Genomic DNA, 22,250 nt, shown 5'->3' on the forward strand with positions numbered 1-22,250 from the left:
CCCCCCCGCCTCGGAGCGTTCGCTCCTATTTCTTCGCGTAAATATCCTTGTACGTATCGCGCAGCACGTTCTTCTGCACCTTGCCCATGGTGTTGCGCGGCAGCTCGTCGACCACGAAGACGCGCTTGGGCACCTTGAACTTTGCGATCCGGCCGTCGAGCGCCTTCAGCACCGCGGCTTCCGTGACGTCGGCGCCCTTGTTGCAGACCAGCACGGCGGTGACGCCCTCGCCGAAATCGGCATGCGGCACGCCAATCACGGCGGACTCGACCACACCAGGCATGGCATCGATCTCGCTTTCGATCTCCTTCGGGTAGACGTTGAAGCCGCCGGAGATCACGAGATCCTTGCCGCGGCCGAGAATGTGGACATAGCCCTTGTCGTCGATCTTGCCGAGATCGCCGGTGATGAAGAAGCCGTCGGGCCGGAACTCCGACTTGGTCTTCTCCGGCATGCGCCAATAGCCCTTGAACACGTTCGGGCCCTTCACCTCGATCATGCCGATTTCGTCGCGCGGCAGCTCCTTGCCGGTCTCGGGCTCGGTGACGCGCACGGAAACGCCGGGGAGCGGGAAGCCGACCGCGCCGGGCACGCGCTCGCCGTCATAGGGGTTCGACGTGTTCATGTTGGTTTCGGTCATGCCGTAGCGTTCGAGCACGGCGTGCCCGGTGCGCGCCGACCATTCGCGGTGGGTTTCGGCCAGCAGCGGTGCCGAGCCGGAGATGAAGAGCCGCATGTGTTTCGTCGTCTCGCGCGACAGCGCGGGATTTTGCAGGAGGCGCGTGTAGAAGGTCGGTACGCCCATCAGCACCGTCGCGCGCGCCATCAGCTTGATGATCAGATCCGGGTCGAGCTTTGGCAGGAAAATCATCGACGCCCGCGCAAACAGCGTGACGTTGGTCGCCACGAACAGGCCGTGCGTGTGGTAGATCGGCAGCGCGTGGATCAGCACGTCCTTGTCGGTGAAGCGCCAGTAATCGACGAGCGAGAGCGAGTTCGAGGCGAGATTGTCGTGGCTGAGCATCGCGCCCTTGGAGCGGCCGGTGGTGCCCGACGTGTAGAGGATCGCGGCGAGATCGTCGCTGGCGCGCGGCACGGTGGTGAATTCGCTGCTCGCCTTGTCCGCGGCGTCCGTCAGCGAGCCCTTGCCGTCAGCTCCCAGCGTCTCGACCTTGGCCTGCACCTTGGCGGCGATCGGGGCGAGGCCTTCAGCTTTCGAGGGATCGCAAACCACCAGAGAGGGCTCGGCGTCGCCAATGAAATAGTCGAGCTCGTTGAGCGTATAGGCGGTGTTGAGCGGCAAATAGACTGCGCCGGCCCGCACCGTGCCGAGATACAGCACGATGTTGACGACCGATTTCTCGACCTGCACCGCAACGCGATCGCCAGGCTTTACGCCGCGCGCCACCAGCACGTTCGCCATCTGCCCGGCCCGCGCGATCAGATCGCCGTAGCTGATATGGGCGCCATCCTGCGTCTCGATCGCGAGGCGTTTGGGATCGTCGAGGCTGTCGAACAGGCGGGAAAACAAATTGGCGTTGGCGATTTGGTTCATGCAACATTCCTCGCCGGCGAAGGCCGGTCAAACCCGAGGGCTGGATTAGCAAAAACCGCCCCAATGAAGCAACGGAGACAGTTGGCATGACCAAAGCTGGGAAACGCGTGGCCTGGGTCACGGGCGGCGGCAGCGGCATCGGGGAGGCCGGTGCGGAGGCGCTTGCGGCCGACGGCTGGACTGTGGTGGTCTCTGGCCGCCGGCAGTCAGCCCTGGAGACCGTGGTCGCCAAGATCACCAAGGCGGGCGGGACGGCCGAGGCGCTCGCGCTGGACGTGTCAGACGCCACTGAGGCCCAGAAGGCGGCCGACCACATCGTCGCGAAGCATGGTCGGATCGACCTGCTCGTGAACAATGCCGGCATCAATGTGCCCAAGCGCAGCTGGAAGGACATGGAACTGGACGGCTGGGACAAGCTCGTCCAGGTCAATCTCAACGGCGTGCTCTATTGCATGCGCGCGGTGCTGCCGACAATGCGCAAGCAGCAGGACGGCTCGATCATCAACGTCTCGTCCTGGGCCGGCCGCCACGTCTCGAAGATGCCGGGCCCGGCCTACACCACCACCAAGCATGCGGTGCTGGCGCTGACCCATTCCTTCAACATGGACGAATGCGTCAACGGCCTGCGCGCCTGCTGTCTGATGCCGGGCGAGGTCGCAACGCCGATCCTGAAGCTGCGCCCGGTGGTGCCGAGCGAGGAGGAGCAAGCGAAGATGCTGCAGCCCGAAGATCTCGGCCGCACCATCGCGTTCATTGCATCGATGCCGCCGCGCGTGTGCATCAACGAGCTGCTGATCAGCCCGACGCACAATCGCGGGTTCATCGAGACGCCGCATAACAGGGATTGAGGCCTCTCGTCGTCCTGGACAAGCGGAGCGCAGATCCAGGACCTATTACCCCGGGAAGTAGTTTGGCGAAGACTCGTGGTTACCAGTCTCGCGCAACAACTTCTTCTTGGGGTAATGGGTCCTGGCTTTCGCCAGGACGACGGCGGAGTTTGTCGCGCTCCCGTCGCCACCACACGGCCACGCCCCTCCATAGTTTCACGCATCACAATAAATTATTCCCCGAAACCGCTTCGCAAACCGTCCCGTAGTTCGGCCAACGACGCGCTGCTGCCTCACGTCAAACTGTCGCTAGCGGCCGTTGTTGCCCAACGTAAACGCCGGTCATTGCCGGTCACAATCCAATCGGGAGTTTCTCCATGTCGAAGCGCATCGCCTATCTTGCCGCCGCAGCCTTCAGCGCGCTGGCCATCACCGCGACCGTCATTGCGCCGGCGCGCGCCGAGGAAAAGACCGTCATGGTCGGCGGCGCCGCAATGTTCCCGTCGAAGAACATCGTCCAGAACGCCGTCAACTCGAAGGACCACACCACGCTGGTCGCGGCGGTGAAGGCGGCCGGCCTGGTGCCGACGCTGGAAGGCAAGGGCCCGTTCACCGTGTTCGCGCCGACCAACGCCGCCTTCGGCAAGCTGCCGGCCGGCACCGTCGACAATCTGGTCAAGCCGGAGAACAAGGCGACCTTGACCAAGATCCTCACCTACCATGTCGTGCCCGGCAAGCTCGAGGCCTCTGACCTCACCGACGGCAAGAAGCTGAAGACCGCCGAAGGCGAGGAACTGACCGTGAAGAAGATGGACGGCAAGGTCTGGATCGTCGACGCCAAGGGCGGCACCTCGATGGTCACCATCTCCAACGTCAACCAGTCGAACGGCGTGATCCATGTGGTCGACACCGTGCTGATGCCGGCGACGTAACCCCGCACGCCCCTGTTTCATCCCCCACAGGATGCGGCGAAACAGCGAGCCGGGGGGATACCCGGCTCGCTTTATTGTGACCACCATAGCCGGCGGGCATCGATTCGATGACCGGAGAGGCGTAACGAAAGCGGAAGCATCGGCGTATATTCGGGACCAGACGACGTTCAGGACGGAACCATCATGTCGAGCCTTGCAATGACCGACGAGCAGATCAGCGCCAAGCCGGCCAAGGTGATTCAGCCGGCCTGGGTCCGGGTGATGCACTGGACCAACGCGGTCGCCATGGTCCTGATGATCCTGTCGGGCTGGCAGATCTACAACGCTTCCCCCCTGTTCGGTTTCAGCTTTCCGCGCGAGTACACGCTCGGCGGCTGGCTCGGCGGCGGCCTGCTCTGGCATTTTGCGGCGATGTGGCTGCTTATGATCAACGGCCTCGCCTATCTCATCACGGGCATCGCATCCGGCCGCTTCGCCAGGAAACTGCTGCCGATCACGCCATCAGGCGTGCTCCACGATGTCAGGGCTGCGCTGACGTTCAAGCTCGGCCATGACGATCTCACCGTCTACAATTACGTGCAGCGGCTGCTCTATGCCGGCATCATCGTCGTCGGCGTGTTGATCGTGCTGTCGGGCCTGTCGATGTGGAAGCCGGTGCAGCTTTATTATCTGGTGATGCTGTTCGGCGATTATCCGACCGCGCGTTATGTGCACTTCTTCTGCATGGCCGCGATCTGCGCGTTCCTCGTCATTCACGTCCTGCTTGCGCTGCTGGTGCCGAAGAGCCTGCGCGCGATGATCATCGGGCGGTGAGGGAGAACAATCATGGCCAAGCGTTCATTCCTGATCCCCGGCGTCGACAAGCGGCTGCTGATCAAGGACTCCATCAAGGTGATGCCCGACCTCACCCGCCGCCGCTTCATCGCCGGCGGCGCCAGCCTGGGTGCGCTGACGCTGCTCACTGGCTGCGACGTCATTGATTCGTCTTCGGCCGAAGAGGTGCTGAAGACGGTCTCGAAGTTCAACGACGCCGTGCAGGATTTCATCTTCAATCCCGACGCGCTGGCGCCGACCTTCCCCGAGAGTGCGATTACAAAGCCGTTCCCGTTCAACGCCTATTACGATCTCGACGATGCGCCCGATATCGCGGCCGAAGACTGGAAGCTCGAGGTGCGCGGCCTCGTCGACAACAAGAAATCGTGGACGCTCCCCGAGCTCTACAAGCTGCCGCAGGTGACGCAAATCACGCGTCACATCTGCGTCGAGGGCTGGAGCGCGATCGGCAGCTGGACCGGCACGCCGCTGCGCGATTTCCTGAAGCTGATCGGCGCCGATACCCGCGCGAAATATGTCTGGTTCCAGTGCGCCGACAAGGATGGCTACAATTCGCCGCTCGACATGCGCACCGCGCTGCATCCGCAAACCCAGATGACATTCAAATATGCAAACGAAATCCTGCCGCGCGCCTACGGTTTTCCGATGAAGATCCGCGTGCCGACAAAGCTCGGCTTCAAGAACCCGAAATACGTGGTCTCGATGGAAGTCACCAACGACTACAAGGGCGGCTATTGGGAAGACCAGGGGTATAATTCGTACAGCGGGAGCTGATGCAGCGAGTAGCGAATGGGGAGTGGCGAGTCGTAAGGCTCCCGCGGCTCACAATTCGCCACTGGCTACTCGCCATTCGCCGCTTTCGGCCCCACCTTCCGCTGGCACAACGCCGCCAGTGCCCCCAATACCAGCAGCGCCGCCGACACATTCAGCGCGTAACTCAGGCTCCCCAGTGCATCCGTGATGGCGCCGACCACGATCGGCCCCAGCGTCTGGCCGACGCCGAACGAGATCGTCATCGCCGCGATCGCGGTCGGCCACATCTCCGGCGGATAATTGAAGCGGACGAACGCAGTGGTCGAGCCGACCACGGCGAAGAAGGCGACGCCGAACACGACCGCAGAGACTGCGAGCCATGCCGGCGAATGCCCGAGGATCGGCAGGGCCGCGCCGAGCGCGTTGGTGCCGAGGATGATGGCGGTGGCGAGGCCGCCGCGGTCGAGCGCGAGCACACCGCGCCAGGCCCAGGGCGTGACGAAGGCGCTGAGGCCGATCAGACTCCAGAACGCGGCCTGCGCCGCCGGCCCGCCGCCGCCGTCGCGCACATAGGCGATCATGAAGGTCATGTAGGCGATGTAGCCGGCGCCGAACAGGAAATAGGCGGCGAGATAGATCAGCACCGGCAGAATCGCGAAGGCGGCGTGGCTGCCTTCGGTGAAGCGCGCGCCGCTCTCGATCCGGACCAGGAACAGCGGCACGGTCATCGCCACCGACAGCAGCGTCATCGCCCACCACACGATCCACCACGAGCCGGGGCCGAAATGCTGCAGCGTGAAGGGTGCGATCAGTCCGGAGGAGAGAATGCCGATGCCGGGCCCGGCATAAAACAAACTCAGCAGGAAATTGGCCCGCGCGGGCTGCGACTGCGCGATGGTGGCGGCGAGCGCGCCGCCGGCAACGAAGCCGGCCGCGGCCCCGAGGCCGAGCACGAGGCGCGCCAGGCTCAGCGCGATGAAATTCCCCGTCAGCGCGCAAGTGGCGAGCGCAGCGACGCAGGCCACGGTTCCGCCCCGGATCGCCGCCGCCCAGCCGACGCGCTGGATCAGCCGGGACGCCGCAAGCGCGCCGACGAGGTAGCCGACGGCGTTGATGGTGTTCATGAAACCGGCCGCCGAGTAGGACCAGCCGAGATCCTCCCGCATGTCCGGCAGCACCAGCGCATAGGCGAAGCGGCCGATGCCGAGCCCGACGGTTGCGGCCAGCGACAGGGTCAGGATCAGCCGCGCGGGATGAGCGACGGGTGGGCGATCTGGGGCGAGCAAGGGGTACTCCGGCCTCGCCAGTGTGGCAGGCCCTGCCCGCCTTGCACAGCCGCGCGGCGGCAATGGTGTCTTGCCAAGCGCGCAACGCCGCTCTAGCACTCCGGCCGAATTTCGATCTCAGAGGAAACGACCATGGCGACCCATAAATTGCTGCTGCTCCCCGGTGACGGTATCGGCCCCGAGGTGATGGGCGAGGTGAAGCGGCTGATCGATTGGCTCAATTCGGCCGGGATCGCCAAGTTCGAGACCGATACCGGCCTCGTCGGCGGCTCGGCCTATGATGCCCACAAGGTGTCGATCTCCGAGGGCGACATGGCCAAGGCGCTGGCCGCCGACGCCATCATCTTCGGCGCGGTCGGCGGCCCGAAGTGGGACGCCGTGCCTTATGAGGTCCGTCCCGAGGCCGGCCTGCTGCGCCTGCGCAAGGATCTCGCTTTGTTCGCCAACCTTCGCCCGGCCGTGTGCTATCCGGCGCTGGCCGACGCGTCGAGCCTGAAGCGTGAGGCGGTCGAGGGCCTCGACATCGTCATCGTGCGCGAGCTCACCGGCGGCGTCTATTTCGGCGAGCCCAAGACCATCACCGATCTCGGCAACGGTCAGAAGCGCGCCATCGACACCCAGGTCTATGACACCTATGAGATCGAGCGCATCGGCCGCGTCGCCTTCGAGTTGGCCCGGAAACGCAAGAACAAGGTGACGTCGATGGAGAAGCGCAACGTCATGAAGTCGGGCGTGCTCTGGAACGAGGTCATGACTCAAGTCCACAAGCGCGAATATCCCGACGTCACGCTCGAGCACCAGCTTGCCGATTCCGGCGGCATGATGCTGGTGAAGTGGCCGAAGCAGTTCGACGTCATCGTCACCGACAATCTGTTCGGCGACATGCTGTCCGACATCGCGGCGATGCTGACCGGCTCGCTCGGCATGCTGCCCTCGGCCTCGCTCGGCGAGGTCGACGTCAACAGCAAGAAGCGCAAGGCGCTGTACGAGCCCGTGCACGGCTCGGCGCCTGACATTGCAGGCCAAGGTCTCGCCAATCCGATTGCGATGATCTCGTCGTTCGGCATGGCGCTGCGCTACTCCTTCGACATGGGCGCGCTCGCCGACAAGGTCGACGCTGCGATTGCCGCCGTGCTCGCCAGCGGCCTGCGCACCGCCGACATCAAGTCGGAAGGCACGACCGCCGCCTCGACCACGCAGATGGGCGAAGCGATCTTGAAGGAGCTGCAGAAGCTGCACGCGTAACGATGGGTGCTGTCATTCCGGGATGGTCCGAAGGACCAGACCTCAGGCGCGCAATTGCGCACCGGGGAATCTCGAGATTCCGGGTTCGGCTCTCCGAGCCGCCCCGGAATGACAGCTCTCAACTTCTACAGTGATCGCCAAGAGATCGTGGGCACGGCGCGTTGCGCCTTTGCTCACCCTGCGGCACCTCGCAAAAACAAAAAGGCCGGGTGTGAGCCCGGCCTTTTGATTCGGTCGTCGCGTCCGCTCAGTACAGTGGGAAATTCTGCGGATAGCCGCCGACATCTGCCGGCGTCGCCAGCGGCTGGCGATCGATCGGGCGGTTGAGGTTTTCGCGGGCAAAGGACGGATAGCCCACGGCCGGCGGGAAGGCGTAATCGCTGAACTTGCGGTCGCCCGGATTGACCTCGGTGCCGCCGTCGAGCCAGGAGCGCTTGCTCACGTAAATGCGGGTGCGGCCCTGCTGATAGACCGCATTGGGGCCGCTCGGGCCGTAGATCGGCCGGCCGCGATCGTCATAGCGCTTGGTCTTGGTGTCGGCCGAAGCCGGTGCAGCGAAGGCCACAGCCATCGCGGCGCCTGCCGCAAGCAAGGTCGCCAGTTTGTTCGCGACAAAGAAATTCGAGCTCATCACGTCCCCTTCAGCGGCATGCCGCCAGTCGATTTCACTCCCATACTAGCCCGGCCGGGGTGGCCGCAACTAGGTCAATTCAGTCACACCAGGACGGAATAATCGGGCGCGCCGGCAAAAGTTGCATGGATACCAGCGACTTGAGCCAGGTGCGCCTCAAAGCGCCCCGCGCAATTGCGCATTCGCGGCACCGAGCAGCCAGTCCGCCGAACCCGGAGAATCGCAGGCGCGACGCTTCAGCTCCGCATGGGCGAACAATTCCGCGAGCTTCGGCTCGTTGCCCGAGGCGAGCTGCGTCAGCCGGTTCAGGGTGCAGGCGATCGCCGCGCGCCGGGCCGGCATCGTGTCGCCCTGGCAGGAGAAGCCGGAGATCTGGAGCGCCGGGTCCTCGTTGCGCTTGAGGTAGCCCAGGCAAGCAGGCGTGCCCGCGATGGTATCGACCGGCCGGAACAGGGCGACTGGGCCGAATTTGGTGTCGATCAAGCCGGCCTGCTCGAATGCAGTCGCGGCATCCAGGCCCATCTGGACGGCGAGGCCAGATGTCGCCGGCCGCGTCACGTCGAATTCGCTGCCTTCCCGGTAGATCTCGAGCGCGGCCACCGGCTTGTCCGCCTCGCCAGCCCAGCGCATCACGTCGCGCCGGCCGCCTTCGGGATGTCTGAGAATGGTGTAAGAGGCTGTTTTCTCTGATGAATCGAGTCGATTGACGGCGAAGGCCGGATGCGAGCGGTCCGCCACGGCCCAGCCTGGCTTCGAAGCGGGCTCATCGTCGCGCAGATCGGGGAGCTGGCCGAGCCCTGCCAGCGCGAGGATGGCAAACAGAGCCAGCGCCCCCACATAGGCGAACAGGCGCGCCAGCGTACCGACGACCTCGTCGGCGAAACTGGCGAGCGCCAGATGGATCTGGGTGGGGCTAACGGCCGTGCCGGCCTCAGGCGACTGCATCCACGGCCTTCAGGCATGGTCCAACGTTGTCTTGAGGCCGGTTCTCGCATAGAAGCGCTGCTCTTCCTGTTTAAGCGTCAGCTTCAGGAACGGGCTTTTTCATCGGAGAGTGAACGATGGGTTACAAAGTCGCAGTCGTCGGCGCGACCGGCAATGTCGGACGGGAAATGCTCAACATCCTGGATGAGCGCAAATTCCCCGCGGACGAGGTCGTGGCGCTCGCGTCGCGCCGCAGCGTCGGCGTCGAGGTCTCCTATGGCGACCGCACACTGAAGTGCAAGGCGCTCGAGCACTATGATTTCTCCGACGTCGATATCTGCCTGATGTCGGCGGGCGGCGAAGTGTCGAAGGAATGGTCGCCGAAGATCGGTGCCGCCGGCGCGGTCGTGATCGACAATTCCTCGGCCTGGCGCATGGATCCGGACGTGCCGCTGATCGTGCCGGAAGTGAACGCGGATGCGACGGCGGGCTTCAAGAAGAAGAACATCATCGCCAACCCGAACTGCTCGACCGCGCAGCTCGTGGTCGCGCTGAAGCCGCTGCACGACAAGGCCAACATCAAGCGCGTCGTGGTCTCGACCTATCAATCGGTGTCGGGTGCCGGCAAGGACGGCATGGACGAGTTGTTCGCGCAGACCAAGGCCGTCTACACCAACCAGGATCTGGTCAGTAAGAAATTCCCCAAGCGCATCGCCTTCAACGTCATCCCCCACATCGACGTCTTCATGGAGGACGGCTACACCAAGGAAGAGTGGAAGATGATGGCGGAGACCAAGAAGATTCTTGATCCCAAGATCAAGCTCTCCGCGACCTGCGTGCGCGTGCCGGTGTTCGTCGGCCATTCCGAGGCCGTCAACATCGAGTTCGAGAACCCGATCAGCGCGGATGAAGCGCGCAACATCCTGCGCACGGCGCCGGGCTGCCTCGTCATCGACAAGCAGGAGCCGGGCGGCTACGCCACGCCCTATGAAGCGGCCGGCGAGGACGCAACCTACATCAGCCGCATCCGCGAGGATGCGACGGTGGAGAACGGTCTCGTGCTGTGGTGTGTGTCCGACAATCTTCGCAAGGGCGCCGCCCTCAACGCGATCCAGATCGCGGAAGTGCTGATCAACCGCAAGCTGATCAGCGCGAAGAAGCAGGCGGCCTGACGAACTCTCCCCTGTCGTCCCGGATCTGCGCTTGCGCTTGTCGGGGACGACGATCTCGCTTGACGCGGCAGCTTACGAAACCTCGCCCTTACACCACGCTCCGCGCGCTCCTGAATTCCTTGCTCGCCTTGTCCAGCACGAACAGCGTTCCCTCCGCGACGCCGAAATAGGCGCCGTGCAGCTGCATCTGGCCGCCCTCGACGGCCTTGCGCACGAACGGGAACGTCATCAGGTTCTCCAGGCTGCGGAACACCGCGGCCTTCTCGATGCGCTCGACGAATTGCGCCATCGTCTCGTGGTTGCGCTGCTCGACCACCTCGCCCGGCTTGATGAACATCTGCATCCATTTGCCGATGAAGTCGCCGGGCGTCAGCGGCTCGATCTTGTCGACGAAAGCGCGGATGCCGCCGCATTGGGCGTGGCCGAGGATGACGATGTGCTTCACCTTCAGCACCGTCACGGCATATTCCAGCGCGGCCGAAACGCCGTGCGCGTTGCCGTCGGGCTGATACACCGGCACCAGGTTGGCGATGTTGCGGACCACGAACAATTCGCCCGGACCAACGTCGAAGATGGTTTCCGGCGCGACGCGGCTGTCGCAACAGCCGATCACCATGACTTCCGGGAACTGTCCCTTGACTGACAGCTCGCGGTAGCGGTGCTGCTCGGCCGGCAGCCGCTGGGTGGCGAAGGCGCTGTAGCCTTCCAGCAAATGCTTCGGGAATGTGATCATGGCCTATGCCTAATCATATACCGCAGGGGCGAACAAGCCTTTCGAATAGGCAGTCCAAATGCTATCGGCTTCGGTCATAATAGAGATGAGGAAACCGGAAGGAACGTCAGCATGACCCGCCCGCGCCGCAGCCATTTGTTCATGCCCGGCTCCAACCCCCGCGCATTGGAAAAGGCCAGGAACCTCGCCGCCGACGGCCTCATTCTCGATCTCGAGGATTCCGTCGCCCCCGATGCCAAGGCGGTGGCGCGTGACGGCATCGCCGCCGCGATCGCCGCCAAAGGCTTCGGCAAGCGCGAGATCCTGATCCGGACCAACGGCCTCGACACGCCATGGTGGGCGGATGACGTCGCAATGGCCGCCAAGGCATCGCCTGACGGCATCCTGGTTCCCAAGGTTTCAAGCATCGAGGATCTCCAGACCATCGGCCGCGACCTCGCCGGGCTCGGCGCCGCGCCAACCGTGAAGGTCTGGGCCATGATCGAGACCGCACGCGCGGTGCTGCATGCCGAGGAGCTGGCCGAGGCCGGCCGCGATCCATCGAGCCGCCTCTCCGGTTTCGTGTTCGGGCCGAACGACATCTCGCGCGAGACGCGCATCAAGATGCTGCCCGGCCGCGCCGCGATGATCCCGATGATCACGCATTGCATCCTGGCGACGCGCGCCGCCGGCCTCGAGATCCTCGATGGTCCCTACAGCGACATCGCCAATTCCGATGGTTTCGCCACCGAATGCGCGCAAGCGCGCGACCTCGGCTTCGACGGCAAGACGCTGATCCATCCGTCGCAGATCGATGCCTGCAACGCGATCTTCACGCCGCCCGAGGAAGAGGTCGCGCGTGCGCGAAAGATCATCGCGGCGTTCGAGCTGCCGGAGAACGTTTCGCGCGGCGCGATCCGTCTCGACGGCGCGATGGTGGAGCGTCTGCACGCCGACATGGCCAGGCGCACGATCGAGATCGCGGATGCGATTGCGGCGATGGGGAAGGGCTGAGGCGTCACTCGAAAAAGCGAGATACGCTTTTCCGCGCCCGGATTCCAGGCCCCGGTCGCTATCTTCCCGCCCGCGAGACGGCCTTGGATTCACCGCCCGCTCCGTCCGAGGCGGCGATGGTGCTTTCCCGGAACGGCGTATCGGCAGGCTGTGGCGGCGCCAATTCCTGGCAATACATCCGGTCGATCTTGCGTTGCATGAGCTTGTAGCAATCGCATGCGATCCTCTCGAGCCGCGCCCGATGGATCTCTACAAATCCGCGCCGCTCGCTCGGTATGGCACCGGCCTCGCGCAGCTTGCTCATCGTCAGTGTCACCGTCGTCCGCCGCACCCCAACCAATTGCGCCAGCACCTCTTGCGTCACCGGAAGCAGGTCGTCGGGAACGCGGTCGTGAAGCTGCAGGAGCCATCGCGCCATGCGGCCGTCCACCCGGTGCAGCGCGTTGCAAGCGGCGACGTGCTGGAGCTGCAAGAGCACGGCGCGGGCGTGGACCTGCACGACATTCCTGATCGCCGCACTTTGCGCATAGGCAGCGCGAAATTTGGCGGCGGAGATCAGCGATGCGGTGCCGGCTATGCGCGCGACCGCGGTCACGGATGAAAGCGACGGGCCGAGCACGGAGAACGAGGCCAAGGCGCCTTCCCGTCCCATCAAGGTGGTCGCGGCCGTTTGCCCGTCCGGCATATCGAGCATGAAGGCGATGGCGCCGCTATGGGGAAAATAAACCGGGTCGAGTTCATCGCCCGATCGCACCAGGACGGCATCGGGTTCGAACGAGACCTTCTGGAAGTGGGGCGTGAGCAAACCGAGATCCGCGGGCGGCAACGCCGCCAATAGCCGATTTCCAATGGCCGTGCGGGGAACGGTCACGATGTCCTCGTGCGGACGAGTTCTCATTTTGCCCTGATTATCCGAAATACCCATTGCCCAACGGCAATGATCCAAACAGAGCCAATAGTTGAGATCAAGCACGGACTATTGCGGAGACCTTCCAGCATTCTCGCCGGCAAACAGTCATACTATTGACGCCCGTTGCCGCTCGGCGAGCGGCCCACAATAGGGAGCGATGGTCGAGGTTTTCTCGGTGACGGGCAGCCCTGGCGAGATCGCGGCCGAATGCGCGGAGGGCCGCGACCTCGGGTTGACGGCAAGACGCTGATCCATCTCTCGCAGATCGAGGCCTGCGACGCGATCTTCACCCCGCCCGAAGAGGAAGTCGCGCGCGCGAAAATCATCGCGGGTTCGAGTTGCCGGAGAACGTTTCGCGCGGTGCAATCCGTCTTGACGGCGCGATGGTGGAGCGCCTGCATGCGAGATGGCCAGGCGCACCATCGAGATCGCAGATGCGATCGCGGCGATGGGGGAAGGGCTGAGGGCGTCTCCGACCCGCTCCGTCTTCCTCGTTCGACAGGCCGCTCAATTTGCTGCCGGCATTGTCATGGCTGCCCGACTTCGCCGCGCGCTTGTACATGATCCCGGTGACGCGCCCAGCATCGCGCTCGAGCACCGCTCGCTTCGATTCTGCAGACATTTCGTATCGCCAGCGGAGACGACCGGATCGGTGAGGCGATAGCGGCCTTATTCAGAACGATGGTGATCACGAGATTGGCTAAGCCGATACAAGAGCTGATTGGACATGTGGTTGCTTGCTCCGGATAATGTTCGTGCTCATGCGCTATGGTTCGGAGAAGAGATGGTTGATCTCCCGTTCAATGTATCTGAAGACGATCTTGAGTTCATCACGCGCCGGGTGGTGGCGACGCCTATCCGATCTTCCGCAGAGCTGGATGCTCGGATGGGCCGGACAATTTGTATCAAGGATGAGACCGTCCAACACAGTGGATCGTTCAAGTTTCGGGGAGCGATCCTTGCGGTCAGAAATGCGGTCGAAGGCGTGGTTGCAGCAGGAGCAGGTAATTTTCCGATTGCAGTCGGTCTCGCTGCTCAAGTTCTCGACAAGCGAGCGTGCCTGATCATGCCCGATGATGCACCCGCCTTTAAGAAAGAACAGGCCCAGAGAACCGGAGCGGAGATAAGGTTCGCCAGCCGAGCGGACTTGGCGGAGAGTGCTCTATTTGAGGCCAAAAAGCGCAACTGGAATCAATTACACGCATTCGAAAGCCTGGAGATGATCGTGGGCAGTTACACCCTGGGCTTGGAAATTGCATCGGCCATCCAAAACAACTCCTCAGGCTCTGATGCCGTCGTCGTCGCTTGCGGCGGCGGCGGGTTGGCGACGGGGGTCGCGCTTGCCTTGCGTTCACGGACCATTGACGCGCCGATCTATGTCGCCGAGCCTGAAACCCATCAGAGATATGCCAGAGCTCGTGAGCTCCGAAAGCCGGTCAGGATAAGTGCTTCCGGTGAAACCATATGTGACGCGCTGCAGTCTCGTCAGATCGGAACATTCGCGTTTGAGGCACTCGAAAAACTGGATGTTCGGCTGTGTGCCGTTGACGACAGGCTGGTAACGGAGGCAAGCGCACTTCTCCGCAGGACGTGCAATATGAGGGTTGAACCTAGCGGCGCCCTGACGATGGGGGCTGCCTTGGGACGTGCGATCGACATGGCCAGCGATCGCCTATGGGTCGTTGCTTGCGGAGGCAACGCGTCCGCTCCTAGCCCATAGCGACCACGCTGTTAGGCCGGCTGCGATCCGCGCACCCCACGCTGTCTCAACGCGGCGCGACGTCCGCCCGATCGAGCGACTCCAGCGTCGCGGCGTTGCCGCAATAGCCGTGGTAGTTCTCCGCGGCGGTGCCGTCGGCGAGATCGCGATCGCATTGCGCCTTGTGTTGGCAGAGCGAGCAGACCCGCTCCATGTCGCGCAGCAATAGCGGCTGCACTTGCCCGAGCCGCTCTGCGCTGATGCCAAGCTGGTCCAGCATTTTCGGCAGCTCGTCGGCAGAGTGGTGGCCGTGACGAACCAGATCTTCGAGATCGTCGGGTGCGATCCTGAGATCGTTGGCGATCCGGTCAAAATCGAAACGATCGAGCTGGCGCAACTCGTTCAGCTCGCGGCGATGCTTCAGCCAGCCGGCAAAGGACTCGATGAGATCCTGGACGATGGGGTAAGGCCTGCTTGCGGTGCTCATGCGAAGCTCCATTCGGGTCGTGCGATTGGAACAAGACTAGGCACAATGATGCAGGGGCGCGTTGCGCTGGATCAAACTGGGAAGGGATTGAGGTCGCGTTCTCGAAGGTGTGCGACAGTGTCGCGACAATCGGTAGCCTTCGCCGGGACGACAGGAGAGAGCGCTTAGCGAAACCGCTCCGTCGCCCACGCATACAGGCTCCCCGGAATCGGCTTCTCGCCGCCGCGGCCCTTGGGCGAGATGTGCAGGCCGATGATCTCGGGATTGGTGACGAGGCCGCGATAGCTCGAGGGATCGAAGAACAGCTTTGGCTCGGCATGCACGGCGTAGAACGACTGCTTCGGCAGCGCGCATCCCAGCTCGCCGGTGCGGCGGGCGAGTGCGGTGAGGGCGGCGGGCCCGAAGATCGCGACGCGAATATCGGAGAGACGGCTCGAGCCGCCGCGCAGGCGGCGCATCATGAAGGTGATGCGGTGGCGAACCGACAGCCAGTTCGGTGTCAGTTCCTGCTGCTCCATCAGCTCTTCGAAGGCGGCAACGATGCCATGCTCGGGTGGCAGGTAGATCACGGAATTGCCGAGCTGGCGCGGACGCTCCCAGGCGAAATAGGGTCTTGCCGGATCAATCTCGACAGGTTTCAGCAGCAGCACGTCGGCATCGAGCCAGAGGCCAAGGCCCTTCGCCATCAGCTTCATGCGGAAGAAATCGCTGAACTGCAGCGTGGTCCAGTCGCGCCAGCTGCCGTCCGGCTGCGGTGGCCGCAAGCGTTCGGAAAATGCATGCGGCAGGATCGCTTCGGCATCGGCGTTGCCGACGCCCGCCGGAAGTCCAGGGATGGTGTCGAAGCTATAGACCGTGACCTTGTGGCCGGCAGCCAGCTGCGAGCGCAGACAGGTCTGGCGCAGCGCATCCATCGGGCCGTGCCAGAAGGTGACGATCTCGGGCAGCATGGGCGGCAGCTTAGAGCATGATCCGGAAAAGTGTGCAGCGGTTTTCCGCAAAGATCATGCTCAAACAAAGAGTGATAATCGGGGCAAAGAAAAAGCCCCGGCGCTTGTGGCACCGGGGCTTCGTATGAGACTTGAGCTCAGGCCCAGGCGCGTTCGCGCTTGAGCTTCTCTTCATAGGTGTCGATCGAGGACTTCTTCTCCATCGTGAGACCGATGTCGTCGAGGCCGTTGATCAGGCAGTGCTTGCGGAACGGATCGATCTCGAACTTGACCTTGCCGCCGTCGGGGCCGCGGATCTCCTGGTTCGGCAGGTCGATCGTCAGCGTCGCATTGGCGCCGCGCTCGGCGTCGTCGAACAGCTTGTCGAGGTCTTCCTGTGACACGCGGATCGGCAGAATGCCGTTCTTGAAGCAGTTGTTGTAGAAGATGTCGCCGAACGAGGTCGAGATCACGCAGCGGATACCGAAATCGAGCAGCGCCCAGGGCGCGTGCTCGCGGCTCGAGCCGCAGCCGAAATTGTCGCCGGCGACCAGCACCTTCGCATTGCGATAGGCGGGCTGGTTGAGGATGAAATCCGGGTTCTCGCTGCCGTCGTCCTTGTAGCGCTGCTCGGAGAACAGCCCCTTGCCAAGGCCGGTGCGCTTGATGGTCTTGAGGTACTGCTTCGGAATGATCATGTCGGTGTCGACATTGATGATCTTCAGCGGCGCCGCGACGCCTTCCAGCGTGGTGAACTTGTCCATCTCAGGGCTTCCCGGTTTGTCGTCAGGGGAGGGCTGTTTAGCCCGGTTGGCGCGCAAATCCTAGGCCGGATTCGGCAATCTTGGTCTGTCAGACCGGCGGGGCCATGCGGTCAGGAGCAAAGCCGGTCGGCAGGCCGTCGATGCTCTTCATGTTCTTCAGGCCCCAGTATTTTCGCAGATTGTTGACGCCCTGCGCCGTCCAGTAGCGGATGAGGCTGCCACGCTCTTGCTTGTAGTCGAACAAGGGCACGCCCATACCGCAGGACGTCTGCACGAGGTCGACCGAGAGGCGCACGATCTGGCGAGCGCCTGCAATGTCCTCGAACCGAGGGGCGAGATCGGCGTAGTCGGGCGTGCCGCGCATGAGCGATCGACCCTGGCCATAGAGCCGCAGGATCGTCGGAGGGCCATCGAAGGCGCAAAACATGATGGTCAACCGCTTGTCGTCAGATGCGTTCAGATGCGCGCGGGTCTCGCTGCCGCTGCCGGTGCAGTCGAGATAGGCGACATCGGTGTCTCCGAGCACCCGGAACGAGGACAGGCCCTTGGGGGGCACGTTGATGCGCCCCTTCGGCGGGGCGCTCGCGACGAAGAAGATCTTCTGCCGCTCGATGAAGGCCCCGTGCTCGGGTTCGATCCTCGCGAATTGCTTGCCCATGTCCGTGCGTCCCTTGCGCAGCGACGAAGTCGGGCCGAAAGCTAGCAGGTCGTCGATACCGGTTTAAGTACCTTCATTATACTGGTATAAAAACCACCATGAAAGCACAGGACCCGATAGCCCCGGCTCTCTCGCTCAGCGCCTTCTTGCGGGCGCTCCGGGAGCGCCAGTCTCCGGCGGAATTCGGCCTTGCCGCTGGACCACGACGGCGCACGCCCGGGCTGCGGCGCGAGGAGGTCGCTCAGCTCTGCGGACTGAGCGTCACCTGGTACACCTGGATCGAGCAGGGGCGCGATGTCTCCGTCTCCGCTTCGGCGCTTGCGCGCCTCGCCCACGGAATGCGCCTGTCACGGGCCGAGCGCAGCTACCTGTTTGAAGTCGCCGGCAAGCGCGATCCCGAACGTCCCGGCATCAGGGATGATCCGCCTGACGAGATACTGGCCTGCGTCGATGCGATCGATGGTCCCGCCTACATTCTCGATCGCACCTGGCGCGCGCGTCGGTGGAACGCGAAAGCATCCCTGCTGTTCGCAGGATGGCTCGATGCAGACGGCGAAAAAAATCTGCTGCGCTACATCTTCCTCCGGCCCGAGGCGCGCGCCCTGATCCTCGACTGGCCCTCCCGGGCACGTCGTGTCGTCGCGGAGTTCCGCACCGCGGTGACGGCCTATTCCGACGATCCGGATATTCGCCGGCTGGTCGAGGAGCTGAGAAGCGGAAGCCCCGACTTCGAACGCTGCTGGGATACGCAGGGGGTCTTGGCGCGTGAAGGCGGCGAACGTGCCTTCAATCATCCGACCATGGGGCTGCTGCACTATCAGCAGGTGTCGCTGTCTCTGGCGGGCTGGCCCGACTATCGCCTGACGATGCTTCTCTCTGCACCGCGCCTCGATCAGCCCGCGTCCTACTCGGCCTGAGCTTCAATCGCCTCCATGTCGGCATCAGAGAGGCCGAAATGGTGGCCGATCTCGTGGATCAGGACGTGGCGGACGATATGGCCGAGGCTTTCGTCGTGCTCGGCCCAGTAATCCAGGATCGGCCGGCGGTAGAGCCAGACCATGTTCGGCAGCCGCGCCACGTCGCCCAGACTCTGCTGTGGCAGGCCGACGCCCTGGAACAGGCCGAGCAGGTCGAACTCGCTCTCGCATTCCATCTCGTCGAGGACCTCCTCGGTCGGGAAGTCGTCGACGCGGATGATCACGCCTTCGCACAGCCCACGAAATTCCGCCGGCAGGCGCTCGAAAATGTCGTGCGCCGTCACTTCCATCTCGGCCAGCGAGGGCGCTTTCAGGTCCGTCCACATGCGCTCGTCTTAGCGCGTTTTCAAGCGAAGTGGACACCGGTTCGCGTCAAGAAAACGCGTAAACGAGAATGGAGAGCCCGTGGGCTCTCGTGGGTTTCGCGGCGATGCATCCGGCTTTATAAGGACGCGAGGTTGACGGGCGCCGCCAAAACGGGGAGCGTGGGGCTCAAGTCGAGGACGGTTCGGGTGGGCGATAAAATGCGACCAAAAACAGCGCTGACGCTACTGTGCATGGGGTTGTTTTCGCAGTCTTGCGTTGGCGGCGCCCAAGCCCAGCCTCTTCCCCAGGCGGCTGGCACCGAAGTTCGCATGGCCCAGGCCGTCTTGCCCGACGATGTCCCGCCGCCGCGCCGGCGGCCCCAGACGCGCCTGCGCGTCACGCCCTACTACATCCCGGACGGTGTCTATCCGCGCTACAACCCGGGGCCCGACGCGGTCCGCGAGTGCAACGCCACCTATGTGCAGGAATTCCGGCCGAGCGGCACGGTGATCGTGCCGCATATGAGCTGCTACTGGCGCCGCGGCTGAACTGAGTGTCGAGGGCCGCGGTCGTCATGGCGAAATGGATTGCTCTCGCTGTTGTCGTCGGGCTCGCCGCTGGCCTGTCTCAGGCTTTCGCGACACAGAGAGTGACGAGGCTGCCGGATGCCTCCGCCGGGCGCGCGGTGTTCGATGGACGCCGGCACGCGCGCTACTATGTTGCGCGATACGCCCCGCGTCCTGATCCGCACTATTACGCGCGTCCCGTCTATTACCGTCCCTATTCCTACCGCGTGCCGGCGCCATTCGTGTTCGGCTACGGGCCGTTCTGGTGACGCGGCTCACGCAGGCGCAAATCCCCTGACCAGCAGCACGGTCGCCTGCGCGCCCGCCTTGCGATCGCGCGAGATGTCTTCGTAATCGGGTGAGGTCGAGAAGGCGAGGAATGAAGCCTCGTCGGGAAACGACATCATGACGAGCTTGTCGTGCGGCCATGCGCCTTCGAGCACGCGTGGATGCTCGTCAGCCGCAAGCAGCCTTCCGTTGAACTTCCTGAATACCTCGAAGAACCGCGCCTGGTAGCGGTCGTAGGCCGCGCGGTCCCTCATCTTCAATTGCGCAATCGCGTAGACGGTCATCTCGAATTCCCTGTGTCGTGGTCGTGTGCGGAACGACGTTCATTCATGGCGCGTTCACGTCCCTGTCCGTAAGTTTAATCTCGGAAGCGGTCGCAATTGAACAGCGACGACGCGCGACGCTTGCGCCGCAAAGATGCTGTCCATCGTCAGGGAGAAATTCCATGCTGAGGATCGTGCGTCCCGCGACAAGCCCGCTGCGCCTGCTCGGGCTTGCCGCAATGGCCGCGGTGATGTTGGCGGCCGGGACTGCACCTCGCGCTGAAGCGATGACGCCGATCAATCCGACCGCATTGCCCGTGGCGAAAACGACGAGCGACGACATGGTCACGCAGGTCCGCTTTGGTGGTGGACACGGTGGTGGTGGACACGGCGGCGGCGGACACTTCGGCGGCTTCCACGGTGGTGGAGGCCACGGTGGCGGCTTCCACGGCGGTGGCTTCCACGCTGCGCCGGCGTTCCATGGCGGCGGCATGCGCTACGGCGGTATCCATTATGGCGGCTACCATCGTCACTGGGGCGGCGGTTACTATCGTCCGCATTACGGCTATCGCCACTTCCATCGGCGCTACTACTACGGCGGCTACTATCCCTATTACCACACTCCGCGCCGCTGCCGGATCATCTGGACCTATTATGGCCCGCGCCGCATCTGCCGCTGGCATCATTGGCAACGCTGGCACCATCCGTACCGCTATTGGTGATGTGAGTCATTGCTAGCGCTGCATTCGTCGTGGCCGGGACAAGCCCGGGCATGATGGGGAGATTTATTAAAGCCAGCCCTTCACATTCCACGACGACGGCTTCCACCGCATCAGGGTCTCGATCTTCCATTTCCTGAACATTGCCGGCGGCCAGCGGCTGAGCTTCGAGGTCTCCTCGACCTCGGGCTTGGCGACGATGCGCAACGGCGTTGCGCGCCGCCGGTGCTGGCGGGTCGCATCGCTGATCAGATCGACATATTCAGGCTTGTTGGCCATCGCTTTCGTCCTCGCGAAACCGGCGCGAGGACGAGAATGTGGGCGAAGCCGCTTAACGGCGGTTTGCCGCGATCACTACAATTGCAGGGAGTGGCTCAGCGCCAATCCCTGACGTCGACGAAGTGACCGGCGATCGCCGCTGCCGCCGCCATCGCCGGCGACACCAGATGCGTGCGGCCCTTGAAGCCCTGGCGTCCCTCGAAGTTGCGGTTCGAGGTCGAGGCGCAGCGCTCTTCCGGCTTCAGCTTGTCCGGGTTCATCGCGAGACACATCGAGCAACCGGGCTCGCGCCATTCGAACCCGGCCTTGATGAAGATCTTGTCCAGACCCTCAGCCTCGGCCTGCTCCTTCACGAGGCCGGAGCCTGGCACGACCATGGCATTGACATGCGCTGAAACGGTCTTGCCCTCAGCAATCTTTGCCGCCGCGCGCAGGTCTTCGATGCGGCCGTTGGTGCAGGAGCCGATGAAGATGCGGTCGAGCTTGATGTCGGTGATCTTCGTTCCCGCCGTCAGGCCCATATACTTCAGCGCGCGATGCTTGGAGAGACGCTTGGCCTCGTCCGCGATCTTGTCCGGATCGGGTACGATGCCGGTCACCGAGATCACGTCCTCAGGGCTGGTGCCCCAGGTCACGATCGGCGGCAACTTGGCGGCATCGAGGCGCAGCTCGTTGTCGAAATGCGCACCGTCGTCGGAGCGCAAGCGCTCCCAGTAACGCATCGCCGCATCCCAGTCCGCGCCCTTCGGCGCCTTCGGACGGCCGCGCAGGAAGTCATAGGCCTTCTGGTCGGGTGCGACGAGGCCGGCGCGGGCGCCGCCTTCGATCGACATGTTGCAGACCGTCATGCGGCCTTCCATGCTGAGAGCGCTGATGGCATCGCCGGCGTATTCCAGCACGTAGCCGGTGCCACCTGCGGTGCCGATCTCGCCGATGATGGCCAGGATGATGTCCTTGCCGGTCACGCCGTCGGGCAATTTGCCATCGACGGTGACGCGCATGTTCTTCGCCTTCTTCTGGATCAGCGTCTGCGTCGCCAGCACGTGCTCGACCTCGGACGTGCCGATGCCGTGCGCGAGCGCGCCGAACGCGCCATGCGTCGAGGTGTGGCTGTCACCGCAGACGATGGTGGTGCCGGGCAGCGTAAAACCCTGCTCGGGGCCGATGACGTGAACGACGCCCTGGCGCTTGTCGAACTCGTTGTAATATTCGATGCCGAATTCCTTGGCGTTCTCGGCCAGCGCCTTGATCTGCTCGATGCTCTCCGGATCCGGATTCGGCTTGGTCCGATCGGTGGTCGGCACGTTGTGGTCGACGACGGCGAGCGTCTTTTCCGGCGCGTGGACCTTGCGGCCGGTGGCGCGCAGACCTTCGAACGCCTGCGGCGAGGTCACCTCGTGTACCAGATGTCGGTCGATATAGAGCAGGCAGGTGCCGTCCTCGGCTTCGTGCACCAGATGGTCGTTCCAGATCTTGTCGTACAATGTGGTCGGCTTGGACATGAGCGTCAGCTCCGGGAA

General features: G+C 63.6%; 26 protein-coding genes and 1 pseudogene. 13 read left to right on the forward strand and 14 right to left on the reverse strand.

Going from position 1 to position 22,250, the window contains the following annotated elements:
• Positions 1-25: 25 nt before the first annotated feature.
• Entirely contained in the window at positions 26-1,555 is a 1,530-nt protein-coding gene (locus ACWAT4_RS01680) for a malonate--CoA ligase (protein WP_449729660.1), read from the reverse strand.
• A gap of 86 nt (positions 1,556-1,641) precedes the next feature.
• Here ACWAT4_RS01680 and ACWAT4_RS01685 point away from each other — a divergent pair, with 86 nt between their 5' ends.
• From ACWAT4_RS01685 to ACWAT4_RS01700, 4 genes are all read left to right on the forward strand, one after another.
• Complete coding sequence (locus ACWAT4_RS01685; RefSeq protein WP_449729661.1) at positions 1,642-2,403, forward strand: SDR family oxidoreductase; 762 nt, start codon at positions 1,642-1,644, stop codon at positions 2,401-2,403.
• A gap of 356 nt (positions 2,404-2,759) precedes the next feature.
• Entirely contained in the window at positions 2,760-3,314 is a 555-nt protein-coding gene (locus tag ACWAT4_RS01690; RefSeq protein ID WP_449729662.1) for a fasciclin domain-containing protein, read from the forward strand.
• 183 nt (positions 3,315-3,497) lie between these two features.
• Complete coding sequence (locus ACWAT4_RS01695; RefSeq protein WP_212303211.1) at positions 3,498-4,127, forward strand: cytochrome b/b6 domain-containing protein; 630 nt, start codon at positions 3,498-3,500, stop codon at positions 4,125-4,127.
• A gap of 12 nt (positions 4,128-4,139) precedes the next feature.
• Complete coding sequence (locus ACWAT4_RS01700; protein WP_449729663.1) at positions 4,140-4,922, forward strand: molybdopterin-binding protein; 783 nt, start codon at positions 4,140-4,142, stop codon at positions 4,920-4,922.
• 65 nt (positions 4,923-4,987) lie between these two features.
• Here the strand turns inward: ACWAT4_RS01700 and ACWAT4_RS01705 are convergent, their stop codons facing one another.
• Positions 4,988-6,187 (reverse strand): YbfB/YjiJ family MFS transporter, encoded by a 1,200-nt coding sequence (locus ACWAT4_RS01705; RefSeq protein ID WP_449729664.1) that lies wholly within the window; start codon positions 6,185-6,187, stop codon positions 4,988-4,990.
• Positions 6,188-6,319: 132 nt separating this feature from the next.
• Between ACWAT4_RS01705 and leuB the strand changes: the two genes are divergently transcribed.
• Positions 6,320-7,432, forward strand: coding sequence for a 3-isopropylmalate dehydrogenase (gene leuB, locus ACWAT4_RS01710; protein ID WP_449729665.1), 1,113 nt, complete (start codon positions 6,320-6,322; stop codon positions 7,430-7,432).
• Between the two features lie 247 nt (positions 7,433-7,679).
• Here the strand turns inward: leuB and ACWAT4_RS01715 are convergent, their stop codons facing one another.
• Together ACWAT4_RS01715 and ACWAT4_RS01720 are read right to left on the reverse strand one after the other, a co-directional pair.
• Positions 7,680-8,063 carry a hypothetical protein gene (locus ACWAT4_RS01715; RefSeq protein ID WP_212303207.1) on the reverse strand — a complete coding sequence of 128 codons (384 nt, stop codon included), beginning with the start codon at positions 8,061-8,063 and terminating at the stop codon, positions 7,680-7,682.
• Positions 8,064-8,219: 156 nt separating this feature from the next.
• On the reverse strand, positions 8,220-9,008 hold the full coding sequence (locus ACWAT4_RS01720) for a hypothetical protein (protein ID WP_449729666.1): 789 nt from the start codon (positions 9,006-9,008) through the stop codon (positions 8,220-8,222).
• Between the two features lie 116 nt (positions 9,009-9,124).
• Between ACWAT4_RS01720 and ACWAT4_RS01725 the strand changes: the two genes are divergently transcribed.
• The gene (locus ACWAT4_RS01725) at positions 9,125-10,159 is read left to right on the forward strand and encodes an aspartate-semialdehyde dehydrogenase (protein WP_212303205.1); all 1,035 of its coding nucleotides are present in this window, start codon (positions 9,125-9,127) and stop codon (positions 10,157-10,159) included.
• 88 nt (positions 10,160-10,247) lie between these two features.
• On the opposite strand, the gene ACWAT4_RS01730 is transcribed toward ACWAT4_RS01725, so the two are convergent.
• Positions 10,248-10,892 (reverse strand): carbonic anhydrase, encoded by a 645-nt coding sequence (locus tag ACWAT4_RS01730; RefSeq protein ID WP_212303204.1) that lies wholly within the window; start codon positions 10,890-10,892, stop codon positions 10,248-10,250.
• A gap of 111 nt (positions 10,893-11,003) precedes the next feature.
• Here ACWAT4_RS01730 and ACWAT4_RS01735 point away from each other — a divergent pair, with 111 nt between their 5' ends.
• Entirely contained in the window at positions 11,004-11,885 is an 882-nt protein-coding gene (locus ACWAT4_RS01735) for an HpcH/HpaI aldolase/citrate lyase family protein (protein WP_212303203.1), read from the forward strand.
• Positions 11,886-11,943: 58 nt separating this feature from the next.
• On the opposite strand, the gene ACWAT4_RS01740 is transcribed toward ACWAT4_RS01735, so the two are convergent.
• Complete coding sequence (locus ACWAT4_RS01740) at positions 11,944-12,783, reverse strand: Crp/Fnr family transcriptional regulator (protein WP_212303271.1); 840 nt, start codon at positions 12,781-12,783, stop codon at positions 11,944-11,946.
• A 211-nt stretch (positions 12,784-12,994) separates the two neighbouring features.
• Between ACWAT4_RS01740 and ACWAT4_RS01745 the strand changes: the two are divergent.
• Positions 12,995-13,255, forward strand: a pseudogene (locus tag ACWAT4_RS01745) (CoA ester lyase); the annotation flags it as partial.
• Between the two features lie 324 nt (positions 13,256-13,579).
• Positions 13,580-14,515 carry a threonine ammonia-lyase gene (locus ACWAT4_RS01750; protein ID WP_449729667.1) on the forward strand — a complete coding sequence of 312 codons (936 nt, stop codon included), beginning with the start codon at positions 13,580-13,582 and terminating at the stop codon, positions 14,513-14,515.
• Positions 14,516-14,561: 46 nt separating this feature from the next.
• Here ACWAT4_RS01750 and ACWAT4_RS01755 read toward each other — a convergent pair whose 3' ends face one another.
• From ACWAT4_RS01755 to ACWAT4_RS01770, 4 genes are all read right to left on the reverse strand, one after another.
• Entirely contained in the window at positions 14,562-14,981 is a 420-nt protein-coding gene (locus ACWAT4_RS01755) for a hypothetical protein (RefSeq protein WP_212303200.1), read from the reverse strand.
• A gap of 164 nt (positions 14,982-15,145) precedes the next feature.
• Positions 15,146-15,931 (reverse strand): glycosyltransferase family 32 protein, encoded by a 786-nt coding sequence (locus ACWAT4_RS01760; RefSeq protein WP_449729668.1) that lies wholly within the window; start codon positions 15,929-15,931, stop codon positions 15,146-15,148.
• Between the two features lie 137 nt (positions 15,932-16,068).
• Positions 16,069-16,674 carry a 3-isopropylmalate dehydratase small subunit gene (leuD, locus tag ACWAT4_RS01765; protein WP_200297517.1) on the reverse strand — a complete coding sequence of 202 codons (606 nt, stop codon included), beginning with the start codon at positions 16,672-16,674 and terminating at the stop codon, positions 16,069-16,071.
• Positions 16,675-16,762: 88 nt separating this feature from the next.
• Positions 16,763-17,332 carry a pyridoxamine 5'-phosphate oxidase family protein gene (locus ACWAT4_RS01770; protein ID WP_449729669.1) on the reverse strand — a complete coding sequence of 190 codons (570 nt, stop codon included), beginning with the start codon at positions 17,330-17,332 and terminating at the stop codon, positions 16,763-16,765.
• A 98-nt stretch (positions 17,333-17,430) separates the two neighbouring features.
• Here ACWAT4_RS01770 and ACWAT4_RS01775 point away from each other — a divergent pair, with 98 nt between their 5' ends.
• Complete coding sequence (locus ACWAT4_RS01775) at positions 17,431-18,249, forward strand: helix-turn-helix transcriptional regulator (RefSeq protein ID WP_449729670.1); 819 nt, start codon at positions 17,431-17,433, stop codon at positions 18,247-18,249.
• On the opposite strand, the gene ACWAT4_RS01780 is transcribed toward ACWAT4_RS01775, so the two are convergent.
• Complete coding sequence (locus tag ACWAT4_RS01780) at positions 18,237-18,635, reverse strand: metallopeptidase family protein (RefSeq protein ID WP_212303196.1); 399 nt, start codon at positions 18,633-18,635, stop codon at positions 18,237-18,239. The two genes, ACWAT4_RS01775 and ACWAT4_RS01780, sit on opposite strands and share 13 nt — an antisense overlap.
• A gap of 231 nt (positions 18,636-18,866) precedes the next feature.
• On the opposite strand from ACWAT4_RS01780, the gene ACWAT4_RS01785 reads away from it, so the two are divergent.
• Both ACWAT4_RS01785 and ACWAT4_RS01790 read left to right on the forward strand, forming a co-directional pair.
• Complete coding sequence (locus ACWAT4_RS01785) at positions 18,867-19,163, forward strand: hypothetical protein (RefSeq protein WP_449731325.1); 297 nt, start codon at positions 18,867-18,869, stop codon at positions 19,161-19,163.
• 26 nt (positions 19,164-19,189) lie between these two features.
• Positions 19,190-19,450 carry a hypothetical protein gene (locus tag ACWAT4_RS01790; RefSeq protein ID WP_449729671.1) on the forward strand — a complete coding sequence of 87 codons (261 nt, stop codon included), beginning with the start codon at positions 19,190-19,192 and terminating at the stop codon, positions 19,448-19,450.
• 6 nt (positions 19,451-19,456) lie between these two features.
• Here ACWAT4_RS01790 and ACWAT4_RS01795 read toward each other — a convergent pair whose 3' ends face one another.
• A complete protein-coding gene (locus ACWAT4_RS01795; protein WP_449729672.1) occupies positions 19,457-19,753 on the reverse strand; it encodes a DUF1330 domain-containing protein in 297 nt (98 codons plus the stop codon).
• Positions 19,754-19,914: 161 nt separating this feature from the next.
• Here ACWAT4_RS01795 and ACWAT4_RS01800 point away from each other — a divergent pair, with 161 nt between their 5' ends.
• Positions 19,915-20,454, forward strand: a complete 540-nt coding sequence (locus ACWAT4_RS01800; RefSeq protein ID WP_212303194.1) for a hypothetical protein — start codon at positions 19,915-19,917, stop codon at positions 20,452-20,454.
• A gap of 66 nt (positions 20,455-20,520) precedes the next feature.
• Here the strand turns inward: ACWAT4_RS01800 and ACWAT4_RS01805 are convergent, their stop codons facing one another.
• Both ACWAT4_RS01805 and leuC read right to left on the reverse strand, forming a co-directional pair.
• A complete protein-coding gene (locus tag ACWAT4_RS01805; protein ID WP_212303193.1) occupies positions 20,521-20,730 on the reverse strand; it encodes a hypothetical protein in 210 nt (69 codons plus the stop codon).
• A 95-nt stretch (positions 20,731-20,825) separates the two neighbouring features.
• Entirely contained in the window at positions 20,826-22,232 is a 1,407-nt protein-coding gene (leuC, locus tag ACWAT4_RS01810) for a 3-isopropylmalate dehydratase large subunit (RefSeq protein WP_212446857.1), read from the reverse strand.
• Positions 22,233-22,250 lie beyond the last annotated feature (18 nt).

It is taken from the genome of Bradyrhizobium sp. T-1, from assembly GCF_053592855.1.

Coding starts and splice junctions, on each gene's coding strand:
- ACWAT4_RS01680 (WP_449729660.1), bottom strand. CDS start 1,555: ATGAACCAAATCGCCAACGCCAATTTGTTTTCCCGCCTGTTCGACAGC.
- ACWAT4_RS01685 (WP_449729661.1), top strand. CDS start 1,642: ATGACCAAAGCTGGGAAACGCGTGGCCTGGGTCACGGGCGGCGGCAGC.
- ACWAT4_RS01690 (WP_449729662.1), top strand. CDS start 2,760: ATGTCGAAGCGCATCGCCTATCTTGCCGCCGCAGCCTTCAGCGCGCTG.
- ACWAT4_RS01695 (WP_212303211.1), top strand. CDS start 3,498: ATGTCGAGCCTTGCAATGACCGACGAGCAGATCAGCGCCAAGCCGGCC.
- ACWAT4_RS01700 (WP_449729663.1), top strand. CDS start 4,140: ATGGCCAAGCGTTCATTCCTGATCCCCGGCGTCGACAAGCGGCTGCTG.
- leuB (WP_449729665.1), top strand. CDS start 6,320: ATGGCGACCCATAAATTGCTGCTGCTCCCCGGTGACGGTATCGGCCCC.
- ACWAT4_RS01715 (WP_212303207.1), bottom strand. CDS start 8,063: ATGAGCTCGAATTTCTTTGTCGCGAACAAACTGGCGACCTTGCTTGCG.
- ACWAT4_RS01720 (WP_449729666.1), bottom strand. CDS start 9,008: ATGCAGTCGCCTGAGGCCGGCACGGCCGTTAGCCCCACCCAGATCCAT.
- ACWAT4_RS01725 (WP_212303205.1), top strand. CDS start 9,125: ATGGGTTACAAAGTCGCAGTCGTCGGCGCGACCGGCAATGTCGGACGG.
- ACWAT4_RS01730 (WP_212303204.1), bottom strand. CDS start 10,892: ATGATCACATTCCCGAAGCATTTGCTGGAAGGCTACAGCGCCTTCGCC.
- ACWAT4_RS01735 (WP_212303203.1), top strand. CDS start 11,004: ATGACCCGCCCGCGCCGCAGCCATTTGTTCATGCCCGGCTCCAACCCC.
- ACWAT4_RS01740 (WP_212303271.1), bottom strand. CDS start 12,783: ATGAGAACTCGTCCGCACGAGGACATCGTGACCGTTCCCCGCACGGCC.
- ACWAT4_RS01750 (WP_449729667.1), top strand. CDS start 13,580: ATGGTTGATCTCCCGTTCAATGTATCTGAAGACGATCTTGAGTTCATC.
- ACWAT4_RS01755 (WP_212303200.1), bottom strand. CDS start 14,981: ATGAGCACCGCAAGCAGGCCTTACCCCATCGTCCAGGATCTCATCGAG.
- ACWAT4_RS01760 (WP_449729668.1), bottom strand. CDS start 15,931: ATGCTGCCCGAGATCGTCACCTTCTGGCACGGCCCGATGGATGCGCTG.
- leuD (WP_200297517.1), bottom strand. CDS start 16,674: ATGGACAAGTTCACCACGCTGGAAGGCGTCGCGGCGCCGCTGAAGATC.
- ACWAT4_RS01770 (WP_449729669.1), bottom strand. CDS start 17,332: ATGGGCAAGCAATTCGCGAGGATCGAACCCGAGCACGGGGCCTTCATC.
- ACWAT4_RS01775 (WP_449729670.1), top strand. CDS start 17,431: ATGAAAGCACAGGACCCGATAGCCCCGGCTCTCTCGCTCAGCGCCTTC.
- ACWAT4_RS01780 (WP_212303196.1), bottom strand. CDS start 18,635: ATGTGGACGGACCTGAAAGCGCCCTCGCTGGCCGAGATGGAAGTGACG.
- ACWAT4_RS01785 (WP_449731325.1), top strand. CDS start 18,867: ATGGGGTTGTTTTCGCAGTCTTGCGTTGGCGGCGCCCAAGCCCAGCCT.
- ACWAT4_RS01790 (WP_449729671.1), top strand. CDS start 19,190: ATGGCGAAATGGATTGCTCTCGCTGTTGTCGTCGGGCTCGCCGCTGGC.
- ACWAT4_RS01795 (WP_449729672.1), bottom strand. CDS start 19,753: ATGACCGTCTACGCGATTGCGCAATTGAAGATGAGGGACCGCGCGGCC.
- ACWAT4_RS01800 (WP_212303194.1), top strand. CDS start 19,915: ATGCTGAGGATCGTGCGTCCCGCGACAAGCCCGCTGCGCCTGCTCGGG.
- ACWAT4_RS01805 (WP_212303193.1), bottom strand. CDS start 20,730: ATGGCCAACAAGCCTGAATATGTCGATCTGATCAGCGATGCGACCCGC.
- leuC (WP_212446857.1), bottom strand. CDS start 22,232: ATGTCCAAGCCGACCACATTGTACGACAAGATCTGGAACGACCATCTG.